Origin of the sequence: Pseudoalteromonas sp. MER144-MNA-CIBAN-0113, assembly GCF_040308965.1 — a bacterium.
GTDB lineage: Bacteria > Pseudomonadota > Gammaproteobacteria > Enterobacterales > Alteromonadaceae > Pseudoalteromonas > Pseudoalteromonas tetraodonis.
Map to the genome: position 1 here is coordinate 1 of NZ_JBEOOG010000060.1, position 24,691 is coordinate 24,691.

Below are 24,691 nucleotides of genomic sequence, written 5' to 3' on the forward strand. Positions count from 1 at the left end.
CCGGAATCGAACCAGGGACACGAGGATTTTCAATCCTCTGCTCTACCAACTGAGCTATCGAGGCACTTAAACAGTGCTAATTAAAAATCTTAACGGATTTTTAATGCAATTCCCAGCTAGCTCTACTGACTGGCTATCTGGGCGTGCGGCGTATTAAACGAGTTTTACCCCTACAAGTCAACTTTTTTTTTATTCTTTATAATCGTTTGAACGGTTTTCAAACAACTCGAGGCTATTTTCGTTAATACAGTGTATTTATCCAACAAAAGAGTTTAAAAAACGTAGTGAATTATTTTTTTTAGGTGTTACGATTGAATAATAACTTTCGGTACAGGCTTACCGTTTTAATAATAAGACCACAGGAAAACTCATGCAGAGCAAGCCCTCTTCAGCAATAAAAGGCCTACTACCTTTATTCTTAGTTAGTAACCTTATAATAACCGCATTATTTGTAGTCGCCTTTGTGCTTTATTCACAAAGTAATGCTGATAACAATGCATCTGCTCCAACCTCTACTTTATCGTTAACAAAACTTGCTGAGCGTCTTGATCAGCCTTTAGCAGAAGCATTAACAATATACGAGCAAGACAAGGTCACGCAATTACTCGATATGACCACCTTACTCAATGATGATTATAAATATACGCTCCACCGTTTTAATGCCAATAATCAAGCCGAGTTAGTTTATAGCAATAACAGTAAAGCAATTGCGCCTTTAGCTGTTAATAAACATATTAAAGAACAAAATACTCTTCATCATTTAATCTCATCAAAGGGGCAGATAATTGGAGAGCTTATTATTGAGCAAACACAGTCCTCAGTTACACCATCAAATCAACACTCACCACTAAATGCCTATGTTGTAGCCTTTGCTGCACTGGTGGTGCTATTTGTATTAGCATTCATGCTGAATAAATACATTAACAAGCGATTACATAAAAATACAGATTCACTTACTCAAGAACTAAAAGAAATTACGCAAAATGATAACTATCAAAGCACCCTAAATGAGCAACTAGAGGGTGGTTTAGAAACGGTAGCTCAACAAGTTAATTTATTACTCAAAAAGGTGAGTAAGGTTCAAGCTGACGATCAAGCGGCAAAAAAAGAGTTAAAAAAATTACAAACAAGCCTTGAAACAGAAGTACAAAGCAGAACCTTTGAGTTAGAGAAACAAACGCAAAAAGCGCTAAAAGCCAGTGAAACTAAAACCACCTTTTTAGCCACTATGAGTCATGAAATAAGAACACCAATGAATGGCGTAATCGGTACCATTGATTTACTTCGTCAAACAGAACTTGATGGTGCACAGCAACGTTTAAGTACAATTATTCGTGAATCTGCATTTTCGTTACTCAGTATCTTAGATGATATTTTGGATTTTTCTAAAATTGAAGCAGGAAAGCTCAATATAGACCCGACTCCCTTCTCTGTTGCAGATACGCTAGAAGAAGTCGCAAAGGTGTTATCGTCTGTTGCAAAAAACCGTCACCTAGAACTCGATTTATCAATTGCACCCGATATTCCTAATAACCTTATCGGCGACTCAGTCAGGGTTCGCCAAGTACTTTATAACTTATGTAGCAATGCCATTAAATTTACCAGCACTAACGGCTCTACTCAAGGTAGGGTGAAAATATCGGTTGAAGTTGCACACAACACTGCCGATCATTTTACACTCCGTTTTTGTGTAGTTGATAACGGTAAAGGAATGAGTCAGTCTCAATTAAGGAAAATATTCAGCCCGTTTACTCAAGCTGAAAGCTCAATTACTCGAGAATTTGGCGGTACAGGACTTGGGCTTTCAATTTGTAAAAGCTTAACCGAGCTAATGCTTGGTACTATACATGTTACAAGCCATGAGGGGATTGGTAGTGAGTTTACCGTTGAACTGCCTTTTTCAACGGCAGGTAAAACTGAATTTGCTCATAAAAATACACTCAATAATAAGCATGTTGTTGTTGTTAGTGACAATGCTGAACGCGGCAAGGTAATTTATCGTTACTTGTCATTCATGGGTGCCAAAATAACCTATGCCCATGAGCAAAAAGATATAGAAGATCATCAAGACACAAAAGATATTATTTGGGTTGTCGATGGTATTGACGACATGAGCAGTATTAGCACTTTGCTAAGAAGTTTACTTTACTCACTAGAAGATAATAATCAGCAAATGGTGGTATTAAGTAAGCTAGATGAAGCCGTTATTAATCATGAAAATATTTTTTATATTAATGCTTCACCACTGTGTAAATCTAACTTTATGCTTTCAATTTTGGTTGCGGCGGGCTTACATAAACCTAAGCAAATAAAAAAAGCTAAAAGCATGAATCATTACTTAAATTCAGAAGAAGCACTCGCTGCAAATAGGCTTGTTTTACTGGTAGAAGATAACTTATTAAACCAAGAAGTACTTACCGAGCAGTTACATATATTAGGGTATAGTGTGGAAGTAGCGAATAATGGTGAGGAAGGCATAGAGATGTGGCGTAAAAACAGCTATTCGCTCATCCTAACAGATTTACATATGCCGAAAATGTCTGGCTACGATATGGTTGAAAAGATTAGAGAAGAAGCGGCACTGTTAGAAGCAATCGACGCTCAACCTTATATTATTGCTGTAACAGCCAATGCCTTAAAAGGCGAAAGAGAGCGCTGTTTAGCTGTGGGAATTAATGACTTTATAACTAAACCGATTGAGTTAAATACGCTTGAGGACATATTAAATCAATGGAGCGATATAGATAATAAACAGCCAAAACAAATTAGCTCAGCTGAAAAGCCAGCCATGCCTATTAACATGGAGTCTGCCAACAAATATATAAATGGCGATGATGCTAAAAAAATTCGCTTCTTTAAAATGTATTTAGAGCAAAGCCAAGAACAAATTAAATCAATCAACTTTGCGGTACTACAAAAGAGTAAAAGTGAAATTATAGCTGCCTGCCATCAATTGAAATCTATATCAAAAACAGTGGGGGCTAATATTGTGGCTGATTTAGCGCAGTCATTTGAGGATAAGTGTAAGGCTGATGAAATCAATGCCGATGAGTTAATTGAGATGAGAGATGAGCTCGAAATTGAATATTCAAGAGCAGCACAATTTTTAAAAGAACAAATTAGAAACCACGATCAACAAGATGACTTGATTTAACTAAACTGTTCATAGGTATGCACAACAAAAAAGGGCTTTTTAGCCCTTTTTTAACGATTATTTTTCTACTGGCTTATAGCCTTCAATCTCAACCTCTTTTCCTTCAAATAAAAAGCCAACCATTTGCTCTTCTAAAAAGGTACGATGTTCTGGGTCCATCATATTTAAATGCTTTTCGTTGATCAGCATCGTTTGTTTATGCTGCCACTGTCCCCATGCTTCTTTAGATATATTATTAAAAATCTTTTCGCCAATTTCCCCAGGATAAAGTTGAAATCCAAGGCCTTCAGCTTCTTTTTGTAACTTTTGACAAAATACAGTACGTGCCATGATTTATTCTCTCTAACGCTAAATGCTGCTAGTTTAACCTATTGGGCTCATTTGTTTAACCAACTTTTTAGTCGGTGCAGCTAAACCCACCTCTATTGATTGATCAAGTGGATACCATATTAATTGCTTGTCGTTCACCACATCAGGGATTTGCTGAACATTGAGCACATGTGGGTTTATGGTTAGCTCAAAATGTGAGAACACATGGCTAAAAGGCGCTAATATCTCAAGCTCACTTTTTAGCCCTTGCTGTGCTAAAAAAGTGTCGAGCTCACTGTGCTCATTAAATTCAAAAAACCCAAATAATCCCCCCCAAATGCCACTACTTGGGCGTTTTTCCATGAGTACTTTGTCGTTATGTTTAATAATTAACTGATGACAACTTTTTTTAGGCACTGCTTTTTTAGGTTTAGAATGTGGGAACTCTTTAACCTTACCCGCATTAAAAGCACCACATTGTGTTTTTAACGGGCATGCTTCACAATCAAAACGACTTCGTGAACAAAGGCTTGCCCCTAAATCCATCATAGCTTGATTAAACTCAGTCACATTATTTTTAGGGGTGAGTTGTTCACTTAAATGCCACAGCTGATTTTCTACCTTTTTGACGCCATACCAACCTTCAACCATGAAAAATCGTGCAAGCACCCTTTTTACATTGCCATCAAGAATAGGATGATGTTGCCCCAAAGATAAAGATAAAACAGCACCGGCAGTGGAGCGTCCTATTCCGGGTAAATCCATTACCTCTTCAAGCGTGCTGGGAAACTGGCCTTGATATTTGTCTCGCACTATTTTGGCCGTTTTATGTAAGTTGCGCGCGCGTGCATAGTAACCTAGACCAGTCCAGTGATGCAGAACCTGATCTTCATCAGCATTTGCTAAAGCAATAATATCGGGAAAGCTTTGCATAAACTTTTCGAAATAAGGAATAACAGTCACAACTTGGGTTTGCTGCAGCATCACCTCAGACACCCATACTTTATAAGGTGTTTTAGCTAATTGCCATGGCAATGTTTTGCGCCCATGGAGATGATACCAATCAACTACTTGGTTAGAAAACCAATCAGACTGCTGCTTTTTTAAATCCAACATATTTACTTTTTTACTAATGCTTAATGGCGGCTCAGTCTATTGTAGTTGTTGAAAAGATCAAGCTATAACGCCCTAGAGCTTGTCAACCCCGCGCGGGTCAGGGATAATACGCAACCATTTTTAAACACATTGTTTTGTCAGGCCAATAATATGAGTGAATCAAGTAACAACAACCTTGAGCAAGCTAAGCAAGAAGGTAAGTATATCCGCACTATTCGTAGTTTTGTAAAACGCGAAGGCCGATTAACCAAAGGCCAAGCCGCTGCAATCGAAAAATGCTGGCCAACAATGGGGCTTGAGCATAAAAACGGCCTACTTGATTTAAACGCAGTATTTGGCAATGACAATGATGTAGTGTTAGAAATTGGCTTTGGTATGGGCAAGTCATTGGTTGAAATGGCAAAAAACGCACCACATCTTAACTTTATCGGTATAGAAGTACATCGCCCAGGCGTTGGCGCGTGTTTAATGGATGCCGACGAAGCAGGCGTTACTAATCTTCGTGTATTTGAACACGACGCCGTTGAAGTCCTTGCAGATTGTATAAGTGATGAAAGCTTATCGACCTTACAATTGTTCTTCCCTGATCCATGGCACAAAAAGCGTCACCATAAGCGCCGTATTGTACAAACTGAGTTTGCAGAAAAACTACGTTCTAAATTAAAAATTGGCGGCGTTTTTCATATGGCAACCGATTGGGAAAACTATGCAGAGCATATGCTTGAAGTAATGCAAGCAGCACCTGGTTACAAAAACCAATCAGAGACTAACGACTATGTACCTCGTCCTGATTTACGTCCGCTGACTAAGTTTGAACAACGTGGCCATCGTTTAGGCCATGGCGTATGGGATTTAATGTTCGAACGTACTAAATAACCGTTAATTAAATAATCAAGTAAGGTAAAGCCATTTATGAGCGTATTAACCAATCCGAGCCTATTATTACTTCGCAACAGCGAGGAGCTAAAAGGTAAATCAATATTGGTGGTCAACTTTGTTCAAGATGGCTTTTTAAATGAGCTAAAAACGCTCAACCCACAAAGTAAAATAACGGCTTTTAGCTATAACCATGCAAATGGTGAATTTGCTAAAAACATATCGGGTATAAATGTAGAAGTTAATCACACGATTAGCGCCGGTGAATATGATTTAGTAATTCTTTATTACCCCAAGTCTAAGCCCGAGCTATTAATGGCATTAGACAACATACGCGCAGTGATAAGTAAAGAAGCTGAGCTGCTAGTCGTTGGCGAAAACAAAAGCGGTGTAAAATCAATTGAAAAGCAACTCGCCAATAAAACGGCGTTTAGTAATAAAATTGACTCTGCAAAACACTGCGTTTTATATTCATTTTCAGAAATAACCCTGAATTCAACATTTGATATTAGTACTTACCACAAAGAGTTTGTGGTCAACGTAAGTGATATTGAGTTTACTGCTGTAAGTATTCCTGGCGTGTTTAACCATGGCGGCCTTGATGCAGGCACTAAAATGCTATTAGAAAATGCACCAAATATAAAACACGGTAACGTTCTTGATTTTGGTTGTGGCGCGGGGCTTATTGCTACGTTTTTAGGGCTAAAAAATCCGGCTCTTACATTTACATGTAGTGATGTAAGCGCACTGGCTGCCTATGCAACAACACAAACGCTTAAACTTAATAACGTTAATGGTGAAGCCGTACTGAGCGATGGTTTAAACAGCATTGCAGGTAAGTTTGATTTAATTATTAGTAACCCACCATTTCATACCGGTATTGCGACCGACTACACAGTGGCCGAATCGTTTTTAAATAATGCCAAACAGCACCTAACTAAAACAGGTAAGCTCACTATTGTTGCTAATAGCTTTTTAAAATATCCACCTATTTTAGAAGCCCAATTTGATAGTTATCAAACGGTGTTTAAGAATAATAAGTTTGCTGTATACAGTAGCTGAAACTTATTATTAATCCCCTATCAAAACATAAATATGCGGTATATTAGCCGCATATTTACTTTATGACGTAGGTTAATTAAGAATAAATAGTGTAATTAAGCTAATCTTTTTGCTTCACTTTTTCCTGTTTTTGCTAAACTAGTATTTATTACATTCACAATTGACACGGATGACCCTCTCGCAATGCCTAAAACTGTAGAGCAAAATAGCATTCGTAGCATATTGTTTAAAACCATCATGCTTATAACAGCCATCTGTTTGCTATTATCTCTTTCTATTTCTACTTACTTAAGTACACAAGAGCAAAAAAAGCAGCTGATTAGTAAACTTGTGCTGGTGTCTGAGATCATTGCCTTTGATGCAATGCCGTCATTACTAAATAAAAATAGACCTGCAGAAGAAAGGCGGTTAAAGCTTCTTCAACAAGTCTCATCGGTTACAAACTTACATATTTATGCGCTAGATGAGCAAACAAGAAAACCAGTATTTTTTACCAGTTTTAATGCCCGAAAATCGCCACCTGTACCAATCAAAACAGACAGTATTAACGACTTTATAGAACCCCAAGTAGGTGATGAGTTTATTGAATACATTACTCCAATACTCAATAATGATCAGTTACTTGGTTATGTGTATATTAGGGGCAGCTTGGATAACTTAAATAAGCTTATCACTAAAAAAATTATAATTGATATTGCCATTATCGCTTTAATACTTATTTTTATCTCTTTGATTATTATAAGGTTACAAAAAAGGATAGCCAGCCCAATAGAAAACTTAAGCTTGTTACTGCAAAACATAGCTAAAAATCATAACTACTACGCCCGGGCGCCTTTAACAAACTTAACTGAAATAACCAGGCTTTCTAACAGCTTAAATGTAATGCTGGCGCGAACACAAAGACAAATAGAGCGCCACGAAGAAGATAAAAAAGAAATTAAGCTACTAAACTCAAATCTTGAAGAAAAAGTAAGCCAACGAACCATCGCGCTCAGAGAAGCAAATAAAGAGTTGCTATCTACACTTGAAAAGATGCACCAATACCAAACTCAAATTGTCGAAAACAAAAAAATGGCTTCATTAGGGCAAATGGTGGCAGGTGTAGCTCATGAGGTAAATACCCCTATAGGGCTTGGGATCACCGGTTCTACTTTACTAAGAGATAAACTCGCGGAGCTACAAATTAACTTTCAAAGTAAGTCATTGACTGCCAGTCAATTTGAGCAATTTACTAACGATGGCATTGAAAACTTAGACCTCATCTACAGTAGTCTAAACCGTGTCGCAGAGCTTATTTCTAACTTTAAAAAAGTGGCCGTGATCAAAGATGATGAAATCACTAGTACCGTTCACTTACAGCAGCTCATAAACGATACATTATTGTCTATGGGGCAAGAATTAAGAATAAAAAATCCTAAAGTTCTTATAAATTGTCCAGCAGATTTAACCGTTGAAAGTAAAAAAGGGCCACTGCAGCAAGTTTTCCATCAACTAATTTTAAACTCCTTACTACACGGATTTGTAGCTGGCGGTGACAATGTAGTGCAAATTGATATTGTGGCAACAAACACAAAAACACAAATTACCTACACCGATAACGGCCTAGGTGTAGAGAACAACATAAGAGCGAAAATTTTTGACCCCTTTGTTACTTCAAAACGCGGTCAAGGAGCCAGTGGATTAGGCATGCATTTAGTTTACAACTTAGTGACCCAGGCTTTGGCTGGAGAAATTGTGTTAGATACTGAGTATCAATCAGGAGCACGATTTATTATTACGCTATTTTAAAAAGTGAAATAAATCCGTTGTCTGCTCTTGAATTACGACTTTATGACCATACTAAGACAGCACTCATTGAACAGTTGTATCATTAATGCTGTATTTTCACACAATTAATGAACTTAATTGTGTTTAACATATCACATACATTGATGAAAAATTGTAAAGTGATATAATTTCGTTTTGAATTAGTCTGATTATTTTAAGTATCTTTAGGTGGTTGATGGATGTATCAATTATTAAAGGGAAATGGCTTCGACTTTATAATTCAAATTATACATCCAACGTTAAGTATCAATTAAGCCGCGGTTTTTAATAATACGTCAAAGTAGGTTTGGGCGCGCAGCTGTTTTTATCTAATTTGTTTTTACTTGTTAACATTTAGATATAATCCTATAATTCTAGTAGTCGGTTTTGATGATCACACCGATTTTAAAATAAAACACACTCCAAAAAGGTTAATTAAAAATGCAAACGCCAGTCATTCTGATCGTAGAGGATGAAGACGTAACTAGACTAAACCTCGTTAGTTTATTTGAAGCCGAAGGTTACAAAGTTATTGAAGCCATTGATGGCGATGATATGCATGATAAGCTTACAAATAACGATGACGTCAATCTTGTAGTTATGGACATCAACCTGCCAGGTAAAAACGGGCTTATTTTAGCTCGCGAATTACGCCAAAAACGCAAAGTTGGTCTTATTTTCTTAACAGGCCGTGACAACGATGTAGACCGTATTTTAGGTCTTGAAATTGGTGCTGATGACTATATTACTAAGCCTTTCAACCCGCGTGAATTAACTATTCGTGCTCGTAACTTAATTACGCGTACTGCATTAGGTGGTGAAGAGTCTGCTATTGAAACAAATGGCGTGATCACCTTTAACGGTTGGGAACTTGACGAAAACAGTCGTTGCCTTACTTCTCCAAACGGAGACGCGAAACGTCTACCTAAAGGCGAATACAGAGCACTGCGTTTAATGCTTGACTCTCCGGGTCGTATATTTAGCCGTGAGCAACTAATTAAGCACATGACTGGCCGAGAGCTTCGCGCTAACGACCGTACGGTTGACGTAACAATTCGTCGTATCCGCAAACACTTTGAAAGCGACAACTCAACGTCTGAGTTAATCAGCACCATCCATGGTGAAGGTTACCGTTTCATTGGTAAAATCGACAGCTAATTAGTTATTACTCTAATTGCTGTAAAAATAAATGAAGGGCCTGTTGTCCTTCATTTATTTTATCTGTTAACTCCTCAAGCCACACAGCTAACACTTCGTCACTTTGCTCCAGCGCCCCATGCTCCATTTGCTTTGCATGCAACTGAACATCATTAAGACCCACCGAACCTGCCGCACCTTTTAATTTGTGCGCAACCGATTTGTACTCTTCTCTATCAGCAGCGTTTAAAGAAGCTAACAGCTCTTGTTGGTACTGCGGATTTAGCTTTGCGAACAACTGGCTACTGCGTTTAAATACTTCAACGCCCATCGAATTTACAAAGTCTTCAATAGTTTCAACATCCAACAAGTCAGTATTAATTTGATTTAATAACGCTTGATTGACCACTCGTTGAGGAGCCTCGGTTTGCGCTTGCTTAATGCCAAAGAGTTCAGCGAGCATATTATCTAACTTGCTTGTGTTTATTGGTTTAGCTAGTGCGCCTTGAATAGAAATACCCTCAAGCTCCTCTTCAGCACTGCGTACATTGGCCGTTAATGCCACTATTGGTAGCTGATCAAAATGACTTTGAGCGCGAATTTGTCTTGCCACTTCGTCACCATTAATATCAGGCAACTGCATATCAAGTAATACTAAATCTAAGTCATCTTCAGTTTCGACAAACGATAAAGCATCTTCACCCGTTTCAGCCCACAGCACTTCGTGTCCACGTTGCTCTAGTAGGTTAGTAGCAATTTCAGCATTAAGTGGCACATCCTCCACTAATAAAATATATAAGCTACGCCCAACATAACTATGTTCGGTAGGTGCACTACATAAATTCAGCGGAATTTGTACCGTAAAGCAGCTGCCCTCTCCTGGGGTACTATTAACCGTTATTGTGCCTTTCATTGCGCTTACTAACGCTTTGGTGACAGCTAAGCCAATACCTGAACCAATGGCATTGGTGCCTTTAAGATCTGGCGCTTTATAGTACATGTCAAAAATGCGTGTTAGTTGCTCTTGTGGAATACCTTCACCGGTATCGAGTATTTTAATAATAAGCCAAGGGCCATCTTCACGGTTTTCTCTGGCACAATCTAAGATTACGCTCCCTTGTTGAGTAAACTTAACGGCGTTATTAATTAAGTTCCACACCACTTGGCGTAAACGAGTCGGGTCAAGCAAAGCATATATGTCAAGCATGCCAGAACGCTTCACTTCAAACGAAAGCTCTTTTTGCTCAGCAATAAGGCCTGCAAAGTTAACTACATCGTTGATAAAGTCCGAAACATTAATTTCGTTGGCGGCAATATCTAACTGCTCACGGTCAATTTTATCTAAATCTATAATATCGTTGAATATGTTACCTAGCGTTTCGGCGCTTGAAAACACGGTATTACACCAACTGCGTTGCTGTTTGTTTAATTCGGTATCCAGTAGCATGCGCGTTAAGCCCACAATACCATTAAGCGGTGTGCGTAACTCATGGCTTAATGTGGCAATAAATTTCCCTTTATCTTTATAAGCTGTTTCCAGTGCCTGCGCAGCTTCTTTACGACTGGTAATATCACGGCCAAACGCAAGTAAACCAATGTAATCCCCTTGTTCATTAATAAAGGGAAGTTTACGCAATTCAAACCACCTAATTTCACCGTTTACTGAGTACTCCACATCTATAGTTAAACCTTGGTGCGTACGCTCAACCTGCTCATCGGTTCTGAGTACTTCTGATAAAAAGTGGCTTGGGAATATTTCTTCTGCGGCTTTACCAATAAGTTCACCACTGGTTTTACCCATCACCTCTTCAAACATTTTATTACAACCGGCAAACACCCCGTTGTTATCGCGGTAATAAAATAAATCCGGCGAGGAGTCTACAATTGAGCGCAGTAACATGCCTTGCTGTGCGAGTTCTTGTTGTGTTTTTTTACGCTCTGCAATTTCACGCCTGAGCTCTTCTATTGCTCGATGTTTGGCATGAAAAGCCATTTTACGTTCGTCAATTTCAATATTTAAGCGGTTAATATTGTCTTTGAGGGTTTGATTTAAAAGCTTCTCTTGTTTTGTGGCACTATCTAAATAAGCATAAGAGGCATCAAGTTGCCGAATAGAGTTTAATAATATGCTGATAACTAAAGGAGAAACAACCGAGGTAAAAAATACTACGGCCAGTATATCAACCAAGTTTACTTCGCCTATGGCGACGTAATAAAACATACTTGATAAAACCAGCGATATTGTTAGTAATAATGCATAGCAAATAGCAGCAGTTTTAAACTCACCAAAACGAGTTATTGAACTGGAAAGAACTCGAACCCACGGGTTCAAAGAAGAATCAGTCATATATCAGTTTTTCTCTTAGCTAAATGCTTAGGGTCTGTTGACCTTTCAAGGTTAAAGGCTAATTTTAGCATTTTCTATCAGCTATTTTCATGTTGTGCGACAAAAACAATAAAATTTCATGTTTGGTGTTATTTGCTGCATTTCAGCAAATCTTTATTTAGTGTAAAATGCGGCGTTTTAAATATTGCAAATAACGAGTAACGTATCATGCAAAAAACTATGCCAGATATTGCTAACACGGCTGCCGCATTACAAACAGGTAAATTAGACTGGGTAGGTATGGGCGATATAGAGCTGCCTTTTATTTTTGAATCTCTTGATTTAGCTCCAGTTACCGTTAATGCAAAAGCACGCGCCTTTGTTAATTTACACAAAGAAGATGCTAAAGGCATCCATATGTCGCGACTATTTTTAGCGTTGGATCACCTCTCAACTGAGCAACAGGTCAATCCACAAACCTTAGCACAAGCCTTAGATACCTTTATCACCAGTCATGAAGGCTTAAGTGATAAAGCACACATTGAATTTAAATTTGAATTGCCGCTACGCCGTAAGTCATTACTTAGTGGTAAAGCAGGTTGGAAAAGCTATCCCATTGTACTTACCAGCACTATAAATCAAGGCGTTATTAGTTTTGAGCTCAGCGTTGATGTGACTTATTCATCAACTTGCCCCTGTTCTGCAGCACTGGCTCGCCAATTAATTCAAAACGCATTCAGCGAAAAGTTTTCTCAAGAAACACTCACTCAATCAGAAGTTTTAGAGTGGCTTGGAACAACTCAAGGGATTGTAGCAACCCCGCATTCACAGCGTTCAATTGCTAATGTTAAAGTTAAATTAGCAAATAACATTGAACAGTTTGATGTGGTTAACTTAATAAACTTACTAGAAGATGAGCTAAAAACACCAGTACAAGCTGCGGTAAAACGTGAAGACGAACAAGAGTTTGCTCGCTTAAACGGTCAAAATTTAATGTTTTGTGAAGACGCAGCACGAAAAATTAAAACGACGTTAGAGTCAAAAGAGTTTAGCGATTACTTCCTGCAAATTAACCATTATGAGTCTTTACATGCTCATGATGCAGTTGCGATTGCCGTAAAAGGTATTGAAGGCGGCTATAAAGCATAATAGTGCTCATCCCCATTCGTTAATAAAACAACCATAACAACTATTTGGGCACATAAATTGCTTTAGAAAAACAGTGTCAATTTGTTGTTATGGAGTTACCGTATGGAATTCGCTTTATTATTAATATTAGTGCTAGTTGTTGGGGCATCTGTCGTTGCGTCAAAATTTAATGATGACGGCGGAAACCCTTATCCTTTTACTCGTAAGCAAAGTGTATTTACCCAAGTAGAAGGGGCGTTTCTGAATTTATTAGAGCGCGCTGTTGGCGATCAATATAAAATTGTTAGTCGCGTTAAACTAATCGATGTGATTGACTGTAAACAAGGCCTGTCTGTTAAATCTAAACGTGCGGCAATGGCTAAAGCAAAAAATAAGCAGCTCGACTTTGTTTTAGTAGATAAAGAAAAAATGACCATAGTGGCTGCGGTTGACTTAGTTAATAACGCCAATAAAGATGGCCACAAAGCACAGCGCGACTGGTTTGTTAATGGCGCATTGGAAGCCGCAGGTATTCCACATATTCGTATGAAAGTGAAGGCAGGCTACCGCCCAAGCGAAGTACGCGATGCAATTATGTTTAAATTAGGTAAGCCAGCGGCATCTAAACCTTCACGACCTACGCGTGCTAGAGTTCATAAACCTGCGGTATTGTCTCCTTCTCAAGCAAAGGCACAATCAACAGCCCTTGCTGAAATATAATCAATAAGTTTATAAAGTGCGGGCTTTTTAAGCTCGCATTTTTGTTTGTTTTACCCCACGTTATTTTTTGCAGTATAATCACCGTATTCAAACTCAGGAATTTAACACTATGAATGTTGGTATTATTGGCGCAATGGAGCCAGAAGTTAAAATTTTGCGCGAGGCGATGCAAAATCCACAAGTTTTAACCAAGGCTGGTTTTACTTTTTACACAGGCGAGCTTGCAGGCAATACCGTCACTTTAGTGCAATCAGGTATAGGTAAAGTCGCTTCGACAATCGCAACCACATTACTTATCGATAACTTCAATCCAGATTGTGTTATTAACACAGGCTCTGCCGGTGGATTCGACCCATCACTAAACGTTGGCGATGTAGTAATTTCATCTGAAGTACGTCATCACGATGTTGATGTAACAGCGTTTGGTTACGAAATTGGCCAAGTACCACAAATGCCAGCAGGTTTTACTGCTCACCCTAAACTTGTAGAAGCAGCCGAGCAAACAATTGCACAAATTAGTGAAGTAAAAACCCTTGTTGGTTTAATTTGCACCGGCGACTCGTTTATGTGCGACCCTGTTCGTATTGAAAAAGCACGCAGTGACTTCCCTACAATGCTAGCAGTAGAGATGGAAGGTGCATCAATTGCACAAACGTGTTTTGCACTTAATACACCATTTGTTGTTATTCGCTCAATGTCTGATATTGCAGGCAAAGAGTCGCCGCAATCATTTGAAGAATACTTAGAAACAGCCTCTATAAATTCATCAAAAATGGTCGTAGCTTTACTTGAGAAATTAACGGCGGTTACGCTGTAAATGCTCAATAATATTGTTCAAAATCATTTGGACTTTATTGTATTTATTTGTGCGCTCCTTGCTGAGCGCTTTTTACCTTTAGTAAGTTGGTATCACCCTAACCACATACTCTCTGCTATTTTTAGCGCTATAAGCCAGCGTATTTATAAAAAAACAGACACCAAGCAATATCATTATTTAGCAGCCTCAATGGCAAGTACGCTTATACTTAGTACTGTGCTTATTATTGTAGTTTTACTGCTTCAGTTTGCCTTTTACCCCGAGCTGTTATCAGGTCTTATTTTATATTTATGCCTAGAAAACAGTAGCCTGAATAAAAAAGCGATACGCATAGCTAGGCTAGTCAAAAAAAATCAAAAATCGACAGCACGCGAATTATTAAAGCCACTAGTAGCCCGTGAAGTTAATGCACTTTCAAGCCCCGGGATCATTAAAGCCATTATGGAAAGTGTCATACTTAGAACGGCGCGTCATTACTTTGTGGTAATTTTCATATTTTTAGTATTGGGCCCCGTCGCCGCTCTCGCCTATCGTTTAATCACTTTAATTCAACAGGCGTGGCGAAGTGATATAGCCCCAAACAGCTCTTTTTTGATGCCGCTTAAACTGGTTCTTTTTATTGTTGAGTACATTCCCATACGTTTACTCGCGCTGACAATTGCCTCACTAAAGGCCAGTAAAAAAAGCATGCATTATATTAAGCATTATGGCCGACACTTCTATCAAACCAATACAGGCTGGTTACTTAGTGTATGTTCTGCATCTTTGGGGGTACAACTTGGTGGGCCTGCTATTTATAATACACAGCGTTTTAATAAAATGCGTGTCGGTGTAGAGCGTCTTCCCAACGCCGATGACGTACCACAACTACTCAATACACTTAACCAAACTCGCTTTTTTTGGCTTCTGATTATTATTAGCGTTGAAGTTATTAAGGCTGTTCTCGTTTTTAAGTTCGCATAAAAAAACCAGCCGTAGCTGGTTTTTATAATGTCCGAAGTTTTAAGCTACGGTGATATTTGCAAATTTGCGTTTACCTACTTGGTAAATAGCCGTTGTGCCTTTTGCAATTTCCAATTTGGTATCTGTAATTTTGTCCTCGCCGTTAAGCTTTACAGCACCTTGTTTGATCATCCTCATGGCCTCTGAGGTACTCGCCACTAAGCCCGCTTCTTTAAGTAAGTTAGCGATTAAAATTGACTCTTCATCAATATTAACTGTCAGCTCAGGGATTTCATCTGGCAAGGCTTTTTTCTGAAAACGCTGGATGAAGTCATCATGAGCAGCTTGCGCATCAGCTTCACTGTGAAAACGCGCAATTAGCTCTTTAGCTAATTCAATTTTAATATCGCGCGGGTTAGTGCCCTGCTCTACACGCTGTTTTTGGGCTGCAATTTGCTCAATAGAAAGGCTACTTAGCAAATCGTAGTAACGCCACATGAGTACGTCACTAATTGACATGATTTTACCGAACATATCTGAAGGCGTATCAGTAATACCAATATAATTACCGAGTGACTTCGACATTTTCTGAACGCCGTCAGTTCCCTCAAGTAAAGGCATCATTAATACTGTTTGTGGTTTTTGACCTTCATCTTTTTGCAGCTCACGACCCATTAATAGGTTAAAACGCTGATCGGTGCCGCCTAGCTCAACATCTGACTCTAATGCGACTGAATCCCAGCCTTGCACCAGTGGATACAAAAACTCATGAATCGCAATCGATTGACCGCCAGCATAGCGCTTTTTAAAATCATCACGCTCAAGCATACGCGCCACAGTTTGACGCGCGGCTAATTTTATCATCCCCGCAGCGCCTAACTTCTCCATCCATGTAGAGTTAAAAGCGACGGTTGTTTTAGCCGGGTCTAAAATTTTGAACACCTGCTCTTTATAGGTTTCGGCGTTGGCAAGCACGTCATCACGTGTAAGTGGTTTACGGGTCACATTTTTGCCCGTTGGATCACCAATCATACCGGTAAAATCACCAATTAAAAAAATAACCTCATGACCTAAATCTTGAAAGGTTTTCATTTTATTAATGAGTACAGTGTGACCTAGGTGTAAATCTGGAGCCGTAGGATCAAAACCAGCTTTAATTTTTAGCTTTTTCCCCGACTTTAATTTTTCAACCAACTCATCTTCAATTAATATCTCTTCTGCACCGCGTTTTATCTCTGCTAGAGCGGTTTGTAAATCCACTGTGTGTTACTCCAAAAAATTCTGACAACGAAGGGGTGTAATATGCTCACGGTTTATTGCTAGCGCGTTATCACAAAGCAAATAAAACTATTTAGCTAACATAACAAATTTCCACCTAATTAGAACAACTTTTTTAACTAATCGCAGCACCAACTAAAATGCAGGGTGTACGTTCTAAAAGGGGATATAAACGAGCGATTAATAATACGCCAAAAGTGTTTATCACAAACTAAAAACAGTTTACAAATTAATCACTTCTCGTAATTAAACCGTTTTATAAGCTAATTTAACATTATGATGAAAAAGCAAAGTATCCAAGAATATAAAATAGTGTAACAGTTCAACTTTAAACACAAACAGCCTGAATACCCTATGATTTTAGCCTAATTTAACTCGAGTTTAAATCTACAAAATACTAGTATTCACAGATTATTCGTTATATCCTGCAATATAACCTATTTATTATCTTGACAGCAGAAAAAGGCACGTTATGGTTCACGTGGTTAACACGCTCCCCAAAAAACACAAAATGCTTATTCTAGGTTTGGTTTCTGCTATTGTTGCCTTAGCCTTTCTTCCTTCTGAAAAAGCCACTGCATCCAAAGACAATAGTGAAAACACACTAGAAATTGGTAAGCGCTATGAATTACAAATTAAAGTAGGTGAGAACGAAAAACTCACTGACCTAAATTCAGAGCAGGCAGCACAAAAACTTCCAGAATATGATTTTGTCGATCACCAAGTTAAAAATGGTGACAACTTAGCGATTATTTTTAAGCGTGCCGGTTTTTCTGCGCAAACGCTGCATAAACTTGTAAACACCAACGCTGAAACACGTAAGCTAACTAAAATTCACCCAGGTGAAACGTTAAGCTTTGCTACCGCCGAAGACGGTTCATTAGCTCAATTACGCTACGTTATTTCTAAAACGGATACGCTATTCGTCACACTTAATGACGAAGGCCAATACGACACCTCAATTGACAGCAAAGAAATAGAAACACTGAGCAAAACAGCCGGTGGGGAAATTTCAAGTAGCTTTTGGACCTCTGCAATTGCAGCAGGTTTAAGTGAACGCCAAATCATGAACTTTGCCGATATATTTGGTTGGGACGTCGATTTTGCTAACGACATTCGCAAGGGTGATGAATTTGGCTTAATTTATGAGTCTCATTTTGTTGACGGTGAGTTTATTGGCACCGGTAAAATTATTGCCGCTGAATTTATAAACCAAGGTGAGCGTTACACCGCTATTCGTCACACAGACGGTAACTTTTACACCCCTGAAGGCCGTAGTATGAAAAAAGCCTTTTTGCGTGCGCCTGTTAATTTCAAATATATTAGTTCAAGCTTTAACCCTCGCCGCCTACACCCAGTTACAGGACAAGTGAAAGCACATCGCGGCATTGATTACGCTGCACGCACAGGCACGCCAGTTGTATCATCGGGTAATGGTAAAGTAATTAAAGCAGGCTATAGCAAATATAATGGTAATTACGTATTTATTAGCCATGGTACTCAATATGTTACTAAGTACTTACACCTTAACAAGCGCCTAGTCAGAACAGGGCAAAAGGTAAAACAGGGAGAAAAAATAGGTACTGTTGGCTCAACTGGTCGTGTAACCGGCGCGCATTTACATTATGAGTTTTTGGTTAACGGCGTTCACCGTAACCCTAAAACCGTAAAACTACCTAAGTCTGAACCATTACCTCGTACAGAGCTTGCTAAATTTAAGCCTATTGCTGATAACTTTATCGCACAACTAGAGCGTAATCGTGAGCTACAACTAGCACTTAGATAACCACTTCACTGATTAAATAAAAAAAGCCTTTGTTGGGGTTACCCGCAAAGGCTTTTTTGTGTGTGATATTTAAGTTTAAAACTTAATTTACAAGTACATAAATTAGCTGCACAACCAAAGATATCATGACTAATGGCCAAATATACTTGCTGTATTTGGTAGCACCCTCTAGCCCCATTTTACTTTGGTACCTTTCTAGCAAAGGAATAATGATCACCAAAGCAATCACTAAGCTAATTAAAATAACAAATATATTCATATCAACACCTTTGTATTATACCAATTCGTTCAAATAATATTGAAACGGGTATTAACTCACGGCAAAGCGCAGCCTTTCGCGCTAATATATAACTCATACCAATGCTCTCGACTTAAATTAATATTAATTGCATCACAGGATGCTTTTATACGCTCTATATTAGTAGTGCCTATAATTGGCTGAATCGATGCAGGATGGCGAAGTAGCCATGCCAATACAATAGCTTCTGCACTTGTGCCATATAAAACGGCAAGCTTACTAACTAAAATACTCGTGTTTACATCCGCTTGTGACGCTTTTGATAGGTCACCGCCTGAGTATAAACCTTGGCACAAACTGCCCCAACTCTGAATTTGAATGTCATGCTCACGACAATACTCAACACACCCTGGGGTAAAGTTAATATCTTTGCCATCGGCATTACCTACATAAATGCCCTCATCAACCCACTGATGTTTTTGTAAACTGGCCTCTATTTGATTTGCCACAATTGGCATATCTAAAGCGCGCTGCAAAAACCTTATTTGATGTTGAGACATATTAGAAACTGCAAAATGACGCACTTTGCCACTTTCTTTCAAACAGCTAAATATTTGCGAAACTTCCTCCACCTCCATTAATGGATCGGGGCGATGCAACATAAGCACATCTAAGTAGTCGGTATTTAATCGTTTAAGTGAGCCCTCAACAGAACGCTCAATCCAATCAGCAGAAAAATCATAACGCTGCGGGTTTTTCTCATCAGCAAAGCGAATACCACACTTAGACTGAATATACATTTGTTCTCTGAGCTCAGGACGCTCAGCCAACGCTTTACCAAAAACGTGCTCAGCTTTGCCTAAGGTATAAATATCAGCGTGATCAAAAAAGTTAATCCCGCTTTCAAATGCTGCGTCTATGCATGAATGAGCTTGCTTTAAGTGCCCACTGTTGATGGCGTCTTTATTCCAAGCACCTCCTAAACCCATACAACCAAATACAAGCTTACTAACCTTGGGTAAATATTTTGCCAGCGGAGTGTGTAACATTTGACAGCCCTTTTAAAAAATGAAGAGTGATTACTTTAAACAAAAAACCCTATACAAGAAACCGCTTAATCTAAAACATTAAATTTTAGGCAAAAAAAAGCGCAGTAAACTGCGCTAATGGTTGGATTAAATATTACTAGCCAACAAGTGCTAATAAAATACCTGCAGCAACAGCACTTCCCAGTACGCCAGCTACATTAGGCCCCATGGCATGCATCAGTAAAAAGTTGTGCGGGTTATTTTCAAGACCGACTTTATTAACTACACGAGCCGCCATAGGAACAGCCGATACACCCGCTGCACCAATTAATGGATTTATTGGGGTTTTTGATATTTTATTTAAGCCTTTTGCCATAAATACACCTGAGGCCGTACCAATAGCAAACGCCATTGCGCCCAGCACTAAAATACCAATGGTTTCCACCGTTAAGAACTGCTCGGCAGCAAGCTTAGAGCCTACCGCTAGTCCTAGAAATATGGTGGTTATATTAATAATTTCGTTTTGAGCACTGTTACTTAGCCTATCGACCACACCCGACTCACGCATTAAGTTACCTAAACAAAACATACCAACCAGTGGAATGGCGGCTGGTAAAAAGAGCGCAGTTAAAGTGAGTACCATCAGCGGAAAAATAATTTTTTCCTTTTTTGATACTTTACGCAGTTCTGGCATTTGAATTTTACGTTCTTCAGGCGTTGTAAACGCACGCATGATAGGCGGCTGAATAATAGGAACCAACGCCATGTACGAGTACGCAGCCACTGCTATAGCACCTAATAAATCAGGTGCCAGCTTTGACGCTAAAAAGATAGCGGTTGGCCCATCAGCGCCACCAATAATGGCAATTGCTGACGCATCTTGTAAACTAAACTCAAACCCTGGAATAAAGTTAAGTAAAATAGCCCCAAATAAGGTAGCAAAAATACCAAACTGCGCCGCAGCACCTAATAACAACATACGCGGATTTGCAATTAAGGCACTAAAGTCAGTGAGCGCGCCCACTCCCATAAATATTAATAACGGAAAAATTCCGGTATCAATACCTACATAGTAAACATAATAAAGTAAGCCACCAGGGTCAGATAAGCCCGCCACAGGAATATTAGTTAAAATAGCCCCAAAACCAATGGGCAGTAATAGTAGCGGCTCAAAGTTTTTAACTATAGCTAAAAATAATAACAAACAACCAACGGCAATCATGATCAGCCCAGGAAATGTAAAGTTAGCAATGCCTGTGGCATGCCAGAGGTTTAAAATACCATCCATCCTCTAATTACTCCTTAAGCTAATGCAATCATTGCATCGCCGGTTGACACTGAATCACCTTCAGAGACAAGCACGTCTGCAATTGTACCGGTATGCATGGCGCGTACTTCGGTTTCCATTTTCATGGCTTCCATAATAATCACCACATCACCTTCATTTACTACTTGACCTGGCTTTACTTTAATTTTAAAGATATTACCGGCAAGTGGCGCATTAAGAGTTTCACCTGAAGCAACTGATGCCGACTGTGGAATATGCTCAGAGTCTTTTAGCGTCACCTCTTTAAGCTCACCGCCTTGAGCAACCACGACATCGTATACTTTGCCATCTACTTTAACGCTGTATTGCTCAGCCTTAACGCCTTTATTGTTTGCCGCTGATTTTTCAGGTGCTTTATTGGAGCTATCATCAGCGCTAGGAACAGGTTCAAATGCGTCAGGGTTATTGCGGTTTTTAATAAACTTCAAACCAATTTGTGGGAATAAGGCATACGTGAGCACATCATCAATTTGCTCATCAGCAAGCGTTAAGCCTTGCTCTTGCGCAAGTTTACTTAATTCAGCCTCAAGCGTTTCAAGTTCAGGTTTGATCACATCTGCAGGGCGACAGGTAATTGCTTCGCTGCCATCAAGTACACGCTCTTGTAACTCTTTATTCATAGGAGCAGGTGTTGAACCATACTCACCTTTTAATACGCCAGCGGTTTCTTTGGTGATGGTTTTATAGCGCTCGCCAGTAAGCACATTAAGTACTGCCTGAGTACCAACAATTTGCGAGGTCGGTGTAACTAATGGAATAAAGCCCAAATCCTCACGCACCCGTGGAATTTCAAGTAATACTTCGTTTAGTTTATCAGCAGCGCCTTGCTCTTTAAGCTGATTTTCCATGTTAGTTAACATACCACCTGGCACTTGGGCTAATAAAATTCGGCCATCAACACCTTTTAAACTGCCTTCAAACGCAGCGTACTTTTTACGTACGTCTCTAAAGTAAGCTGCAATTTCTTCAAGGTGGTTTAAATCAAGCCCAGTATCACGCTCAGTACCTTCCACGATTGCAGCAATTGTTTCAGTTGCTGAATGACCATAAGTCATACTCATAGACGATACAGCCGTATCGAGCATATCAATACCGGCATCAATCGCTTTTTGATACGTTGCGGTACTTAAACCCGTTGTTGCATGACATTGCATGGCAATAGGAATTGAAACCGTTTCTTTTAAGCCTTTAATCAGTTTTTCTGCATCGTAAGGCTTAAGCAATCCCGCCATATCTTTAATACAAATTGAATGACAACCTAATTCTTCAAGCTGCTTAGCAAGTGTTAGCCACATATCCAATGTGTGTACTGGGCTTACCGTGTAAGAAATCGTACCTTGGGCATGCGCGCCTACTTTAACCGCCGCTTTTATGGCAGTTTCTAAGTTACGTACATCATTCATGGCATCAAAAATACGAAATACGTCTACGCCATTTTTGTGTGCGCGCTCAACAAACTTTTCAACAACGTCATCAGCATAATGGCGATACCCCAATAAGTTTTGACCGCGAAGTAACATTTGCTGGGGTGTATTTGGCATCGCCTTTTTAAGCGCGCGAATACGCTCCCACGGATCTTCGCCTAAATAACGAATACATGAGTCAAAGGTAGCCCCACCCCAAGACTCTATAGACCAATAACCTGCGTCATCAATTTTTTTGCAATAGGTAACATGTCGTCTAATCGCATGCGGGTAGCTAAAAGCGACTGATGTGCGTCACGAAGTACGAGTTCTGTTATTTTTAATTTAGCCATTGGTATGCTCCTCTAATTATTATTTGTTTTGTACTGAGCAATGGCAGCACTAATTGCAGCGATGTGCTCATTTGGCACACCTTGAGATTTAAAAGATGGTGTTCTCTGTGATACTTCAAGTTCTGGCTGAGAAAATTTGCTAGCCAGCTTAGACATAACTGTCACTGCACCAATCAATAAAGAAAGAAATACAAACACACCCACCATACCGGTTAGCATTAAATTGCCTGCAGTTGTGAGCAAAGCCCCTATATCCATAATTCTCCCCTGTTCAAAACTGAATACATAAAAAATCAGTTTATTTAAATAAATATTCACCAATAGTAACAAAAACTATTCTTTTGTCTACACATTGTAAATTGGTAAAACCAATTAATCTAAAAGTAACATATCACCAATAAGGTTAACACCACCTAAAATAGCTTATTTAACCTATATATATAGATGGTAAAAATGTTCGTTATAAACAAAGAATATATAAAAACCCTAATATTCTGTAAAAACACATAAAAATATACCTAATGAGCTAATCCACTAAAAACTGCCAAAGCAAATGTTAATTGGTCTTACCAAAGTAACGACTGTAAAAACTATTTATTATCTCATCAGACACCACTGTGAATAAGTTACAGATAAAACCGTAAAAATTACCAACCTAATATAAAGCTAAACTCAAAAAGATAAATTAAACCATTGATTTAAAACAAAATAAAATACTGGCACATTACTCGCTTATATAAAAACAACACTTTAACACTTAGATAAATCAAGGAGATGACAATGTTACGCTGGACAATTACATTTTTGGTGATCGCACTAATCGCAGCCGTTTTAGGATTTGGTGGTATTGCAGGAGCCGCAGCAGGAATTGCTAAGATCATATTTTTTATCTTTTTAGTTTTACTGGTTATTTCACTTGTCTCTGGCGCTTTACGTGGTAAAAGCCCCAGGTAGATAAGAAACAACGAACTTTTTTAAATTTATATACAAGGAATTACATTATGAAATCATCAACACTTAAAGCAGCAGCTATTGGCCTATTCGCAAGTGCATTTATTATGGGTTGTGAAGACAATCATGCAGAAGAAGCAGGTGAACGCATCGACGAAGCCGTGACAGATGTTCAAAATAAAGTAGAAGATGCCTGTGAAGAAGTAAAAGAAGGTGTCAACGCTGAAGAAACAAATTGCTAATTCAGCCCCCTTTTTAAAAAGCGACCATCTGGTCGCTTTTTTTGTGTTTAGTATTAGTCGCCAAGTTGCTACCCATTAATTATAAACTCTGAACTATTAATTCTTTTTAAGCTGCGCATTTGCCACATAGCTTGCTAAAATGATAAAAAATAGCTTTTAAGTATAGATGCATGGTATTTACGACAACCTATAAACTCGATAAACCTTACTTTTATGAATGCTTCGACCAATCGCTGCCTTATAGTAAACGCGGGCAACCTAAATATTTTTTATTAGCACTGCTTGTTGTATTGGGATTATTTGGTATTTATGGTTTAGGAGATCATTACCTAGGTACATTTTTGCTGATGCTAGCCCTACTCGAATGCATCGCCTTTTACTATCGCCGCCCATGGTGGGTTACCAGGCAAATGCTAAGCAGAGCGTCTGGTTCTGAAGTCACTCTCACCTTCGACGAAGACGGAATAAAATCAACCAATCATTACAAAAATTACCAGTTAGCTTGGCACGACATTAACGAAATTATTACTACAGATTGTGGACTATTGTTAAAAAGTAAAAGCGGTATGCAATACATTTCTAAGGCAATACTCGACGAAGAAACGATTGATTTTATAAGTAAAAGATCCACCTTCTAAAGAAGGTGGCTTTGAATTAGCCCCCTAAAAGGGGGCGTTGTTTACTCCAGAGTT

At 38.9% G+C, this 24,691-nt stretch carries 21 protein-coding genes and 1 pseudogene; 13 read left to right on the forward strand and 9 right to left on the reverse strand.

The window, feature by feature from the left end; genetic code table 11:
• The first annotated feature begins 370 nt into the window (after positions 1-370).
• Positions 371-3,154 (forward strand): ATP-binding protein, encoded by a 2,784-nt coding sequence (locus AAEY57_RS14325; protein WP_350608100.1) that lies wholly within the window; start codon positions 371-373, stop codon positions 3,152-3,154.
• Between the two features lie 57 nt (positions 3,155-3,211).
• On the opposite strand, the gene AAEY57_RS14330 is transcribed toward AAEY57_RS14325, so the two are convergent.
• Together AAEY57_RS14330 and mutY are read right to left on the reverse strand one after the other, a co-directional pair.
• Positions 3,212-3,484: an oxidative damage protection protein gene (locus tag AAEY57_RS14330; RefSeq protein WP_013464143.1), complete on the reverse strand. Its 273-nt coding sequence runs from the start codon at positions 3,482-3,484 to the stop codon at positions 3,212-3,214.
• Between the two features lie 33 nt (positions 3,485-3,517).
• Entirely contained in the window at positions 3,518-4,579 is a 1,062-nt protein-coding gene (mutY, locus tag AAEY57_RS14335; protein WP_090494637.1) for an A/G-specific adenine glycosylase, read from the reverse strand.
• 150 nt (positions 4,580-4,729) lie between these two features.
• On the opposite strand from mutY, the gene trmB reads away from it, so the two are divergent.
• From trmB to arcA, 4 genes are all read left to right on the forward strand, one after another.
• Entirely contained in the window at positions 4,730-5,455 is a 726-nt protein-coding gene (trmB, locus tag AAEY57_RS14340) for a tRNA (guanosine(46)-N7)-methyltransferase TrmB (RefSeq protein WP_024601262.1), read from the forward strand.
• 36 nt (positions 5,456-5,491) lie between these two features.
• The gene (locus AAEY57_RS14345) at positions 5,492-6,517 is read left to right on the forward strand and encodes a methyltransferase (protein WP_024601261.1); all 1,026 of its coding nucleotides are present in this window, start codon (positions 5,492-5,494) and stop codon (positions 6,515-6,517) included.
• Between the two features lie 183 nt (positions 6,518-6,700).
• A complete protein-coding gene (locus AAEY57_RS14350; protein ID WP_350608101.1) occupies positions 6,701-8,305 on the forward strand; it encodes an ATP-binding protein in 1,605 nt (534 codons plus the stop codon).
• Between the two features lie 459 nt (positions 8,306-8,764).
• Positions 8,765-9,481 (forward strand): two-component system response regulator ArcA, encoded by a 717-nt coding sequence (arcA, locus tag AAEY57_RS14355; RefSeq protein WP_008110444.1) that lies wholly within the window; start codon positions 8,765-8,767, stop codon positions 9,479-9,481.
• 7 nt (positions 9,482-9,488) lie between these two features.
• On the opposite strand, the gene arcB is transcribed toward arcA, so the two are convergent.
• On the reverse strand, positions 9,489-11,807 hold the full coding sequence (gene arcB / locus AAEY57_RS14360) for an aerobic respiration two-component sensor histidine kinase ArcB (protein ID WP_013464139.1): 2,319 nt from the start codon (positions 11,805-11,807) through the stop codon (positions 9,489-9,491).
• A gap of 207 nt (positions 11,808-12,014) precedes the next feature.
• On the opposite strand from arcB, the gene folE2 reads away from it, so the two are divergent.
• From folE2 to AAEY57_RS14380, 4 genes are all read left to right on the forward strand, one after another.
• Positions 12,015-12,935, forward strand: a complete 921-nt coding sequence (folE2, locus tag AAEY57_RS14365; protein ID WP_016900622.1) for a GTP cyclohydrolase FolE2 — start codon at positions 12,015-12,017, stop codon at positions 12,933-12,935.
• A 102-nt stretch (positions 12,936-13,037) separates the two neighbouring features.
• Positions 13,038-13,634 (forward strand): DUF2726 domain-containing protein, encoded by a 597-nt coding sequence (locus AAEY57_RS14370; RefSeq protein WP_013464137.1) that lies wholly within the window; start codon positions 13,038-13,040, stop codon positions 13,632-13,634.
• 109 nt (positions 13,635-13,743) lie between these two features.
• Positions 13,744-14,451 carry a 5'-methylthioadenosine/S-adenosylhomocysteine nucleosidase gene (gene mtnN / locus AAEY57_RS14375; RefSeq protein ID WP_016900621.1) on the forward strand — a complete coding sequence of 236 codons (708 nt, stop codon included), beginning with the start codon at positions 13,744-13,746 and terminating at the stop codon, positions 14,449-14,451.
• Complete coding sequence (locus AAEY57_RS14380; RefSeq protein ID WP_028834381.1) at positions 14,452-15,414, forward strand: cobalamin biosynthesis protein CobD/CbiB; 963 nt, start codon at positions 14,452-14,454, stop codon at positions 15,412-15,414. It abuts the gene before it with no gap.
• Positions 15,415-15,453: 39 nt separating this feature from the next.
• On the opposite strand, the gene tyrS is transcribed toward AAEY57_RS14380, so the two are convergent.
• Positions 15,454-16,653, reverse strand: a complete 1,200-nt coding sequence (tyrS, locus tag AAEY57_RS14385) for a tyrosine--tRNA ligase (RefSeq protein ID WP_028834382.1) — start codon at positions 16,651-16,653, stop codon at positions 15,454-15,456.
• A gap of 490 nt (positions 16,654-17,143) precedes the next feature.
• Here tyrS and AAEY57_RS14390 point away from each other — a divergent pair, with 490 nt between their 5' ends.
• Positions 17,144-18,457: a peptidoglycan DD-metalloendopeptidase family protein gene (locus AAEY57_RS14390; protein ID WP_350608102.1), complete on the forward strand. Its 1,314-nt coding sequence runs from the start codon at positions 17,144-17,146 to the stop codon at positions 18,455-18,457.
• 82 nt (positions 18,458-18,539) lie between these two features.
• On the opposite strand, the gene AAEY57_RS14395 is transcribed toward AAEY57_RS14390, so the two are convergent.
• The 5 genes and pseudogenes from AAEY57_RS14395 to AAEY57_RS14415 all read right to left on the reverse strand — a co-directional run bounded on the left by AAEY57_RS14395 (position 18,540) and on the right by AAEY57_RS14415 (position 23,064).
• The gene (locus AAEY57_RS14395; RefSeq protein WP_197019864.1) at positions 18,540-18,716 is read right to left on the reverse strand and encodes a hypothetical protein; all 177 of its coding nucleotides are present in this window, start codon (positions 18,714-18,716) and stop codon (positions 18,540-18,542) included.
• A gap of 56 nt (positions 18,717-18,772) precedes the next feature.
• A complete protein-coding gene (locus tag AAEY57_RS14400; RefSeq protein WP_350608103.1) occupies positions 18,773-19,744 on the reverse strand; it encodes an aldo/keto reductase in 972 nt (323 codons plus the stop codon).
• 136 nt (positions 19,745-19,880) lie between these two features.
• Positions 19,881-21,011 carry a sodium ion-translocating decarboxylase subunit beta gene (locus AAEY57_RS14405; protein ID WP_013464130.1) on the reverse strand — a complete coding sequence of 377 codons (1,131 nt, stop codon included), beginning with the start codon at positions 21,009-21,011 and terminating at the stop codon, positions 19,881-19,883.
• Between the two features lie 14 nt (positions 21,012-21,025).
• Positions 21,026-22,806: pseudogene (gene oadA / locus AAEY57_RS14410) on the reverse strand (sodium-extruding oxaloacetate decarboxylase subunit alpha).
• Between the two features lie 12 nt (positions 22,807-22,818).
• Positions 22,819-23,064, reverse strand: coding sequence for an OadG family protein (locus AAEY57_RS14415; RefSeq protein WP_013464128.1), 246 nt, complete (start codon positions 23,062-23,064; stop codon positions 22,819-22,821).
• Positions 23,065-23,586: 522 nt separating this feature from the next.
• On the opposite strand from AAEY57_RS14415, the gene AAEY57_RS14420 reads away from it, so the two are divergent.
• The 3 genes from AAEY57_RS14420 (at position 23,587) to AAEY57_RS14430 (ending at position 24,637) form a co-directional block, all read left to right on the forward strand.
• Positions 23,587-23,760, forward strand: a complete 174-nt coding sequence (locus AAEY57_RS14420) for a DUF1328 domain-containing protein (RefSeq protein WP_002961939.1) — start codon at positions 23,587-23,589, stop codon at positions 23,758-23,760.
• A gap of 47 nt (positions 23,761-23,807) precedes the next feature.
• Positions 23,808-23,999: a hypothetical protein gene (locus tag AAEY57_RS14425; RefSeq protein ID WP_013464127.1), complete on the forward strand. Its 192-nt coding sequence runs from the start codon at positions 23,808-23,810 to the stop codon at positions 23,997-23,999.
• Positions 24,000-24,169: 170 nt separating this feature from the next.
• The gene (locus tag AAEY57_RS14430; RefSeq protein WP_350608104.1) at positions 24,170-24,637 is read left to right on the forward strand and encodes a YcxB family protein; all 468 of its coding nucleotides are present in this window, start codon (positions 24,170-24,172) and stop codon (positions 24,635-24,637) included.
• The last annotated feature ends 54 nt before the right edge of the window (positions 24,638-24,691 follow it).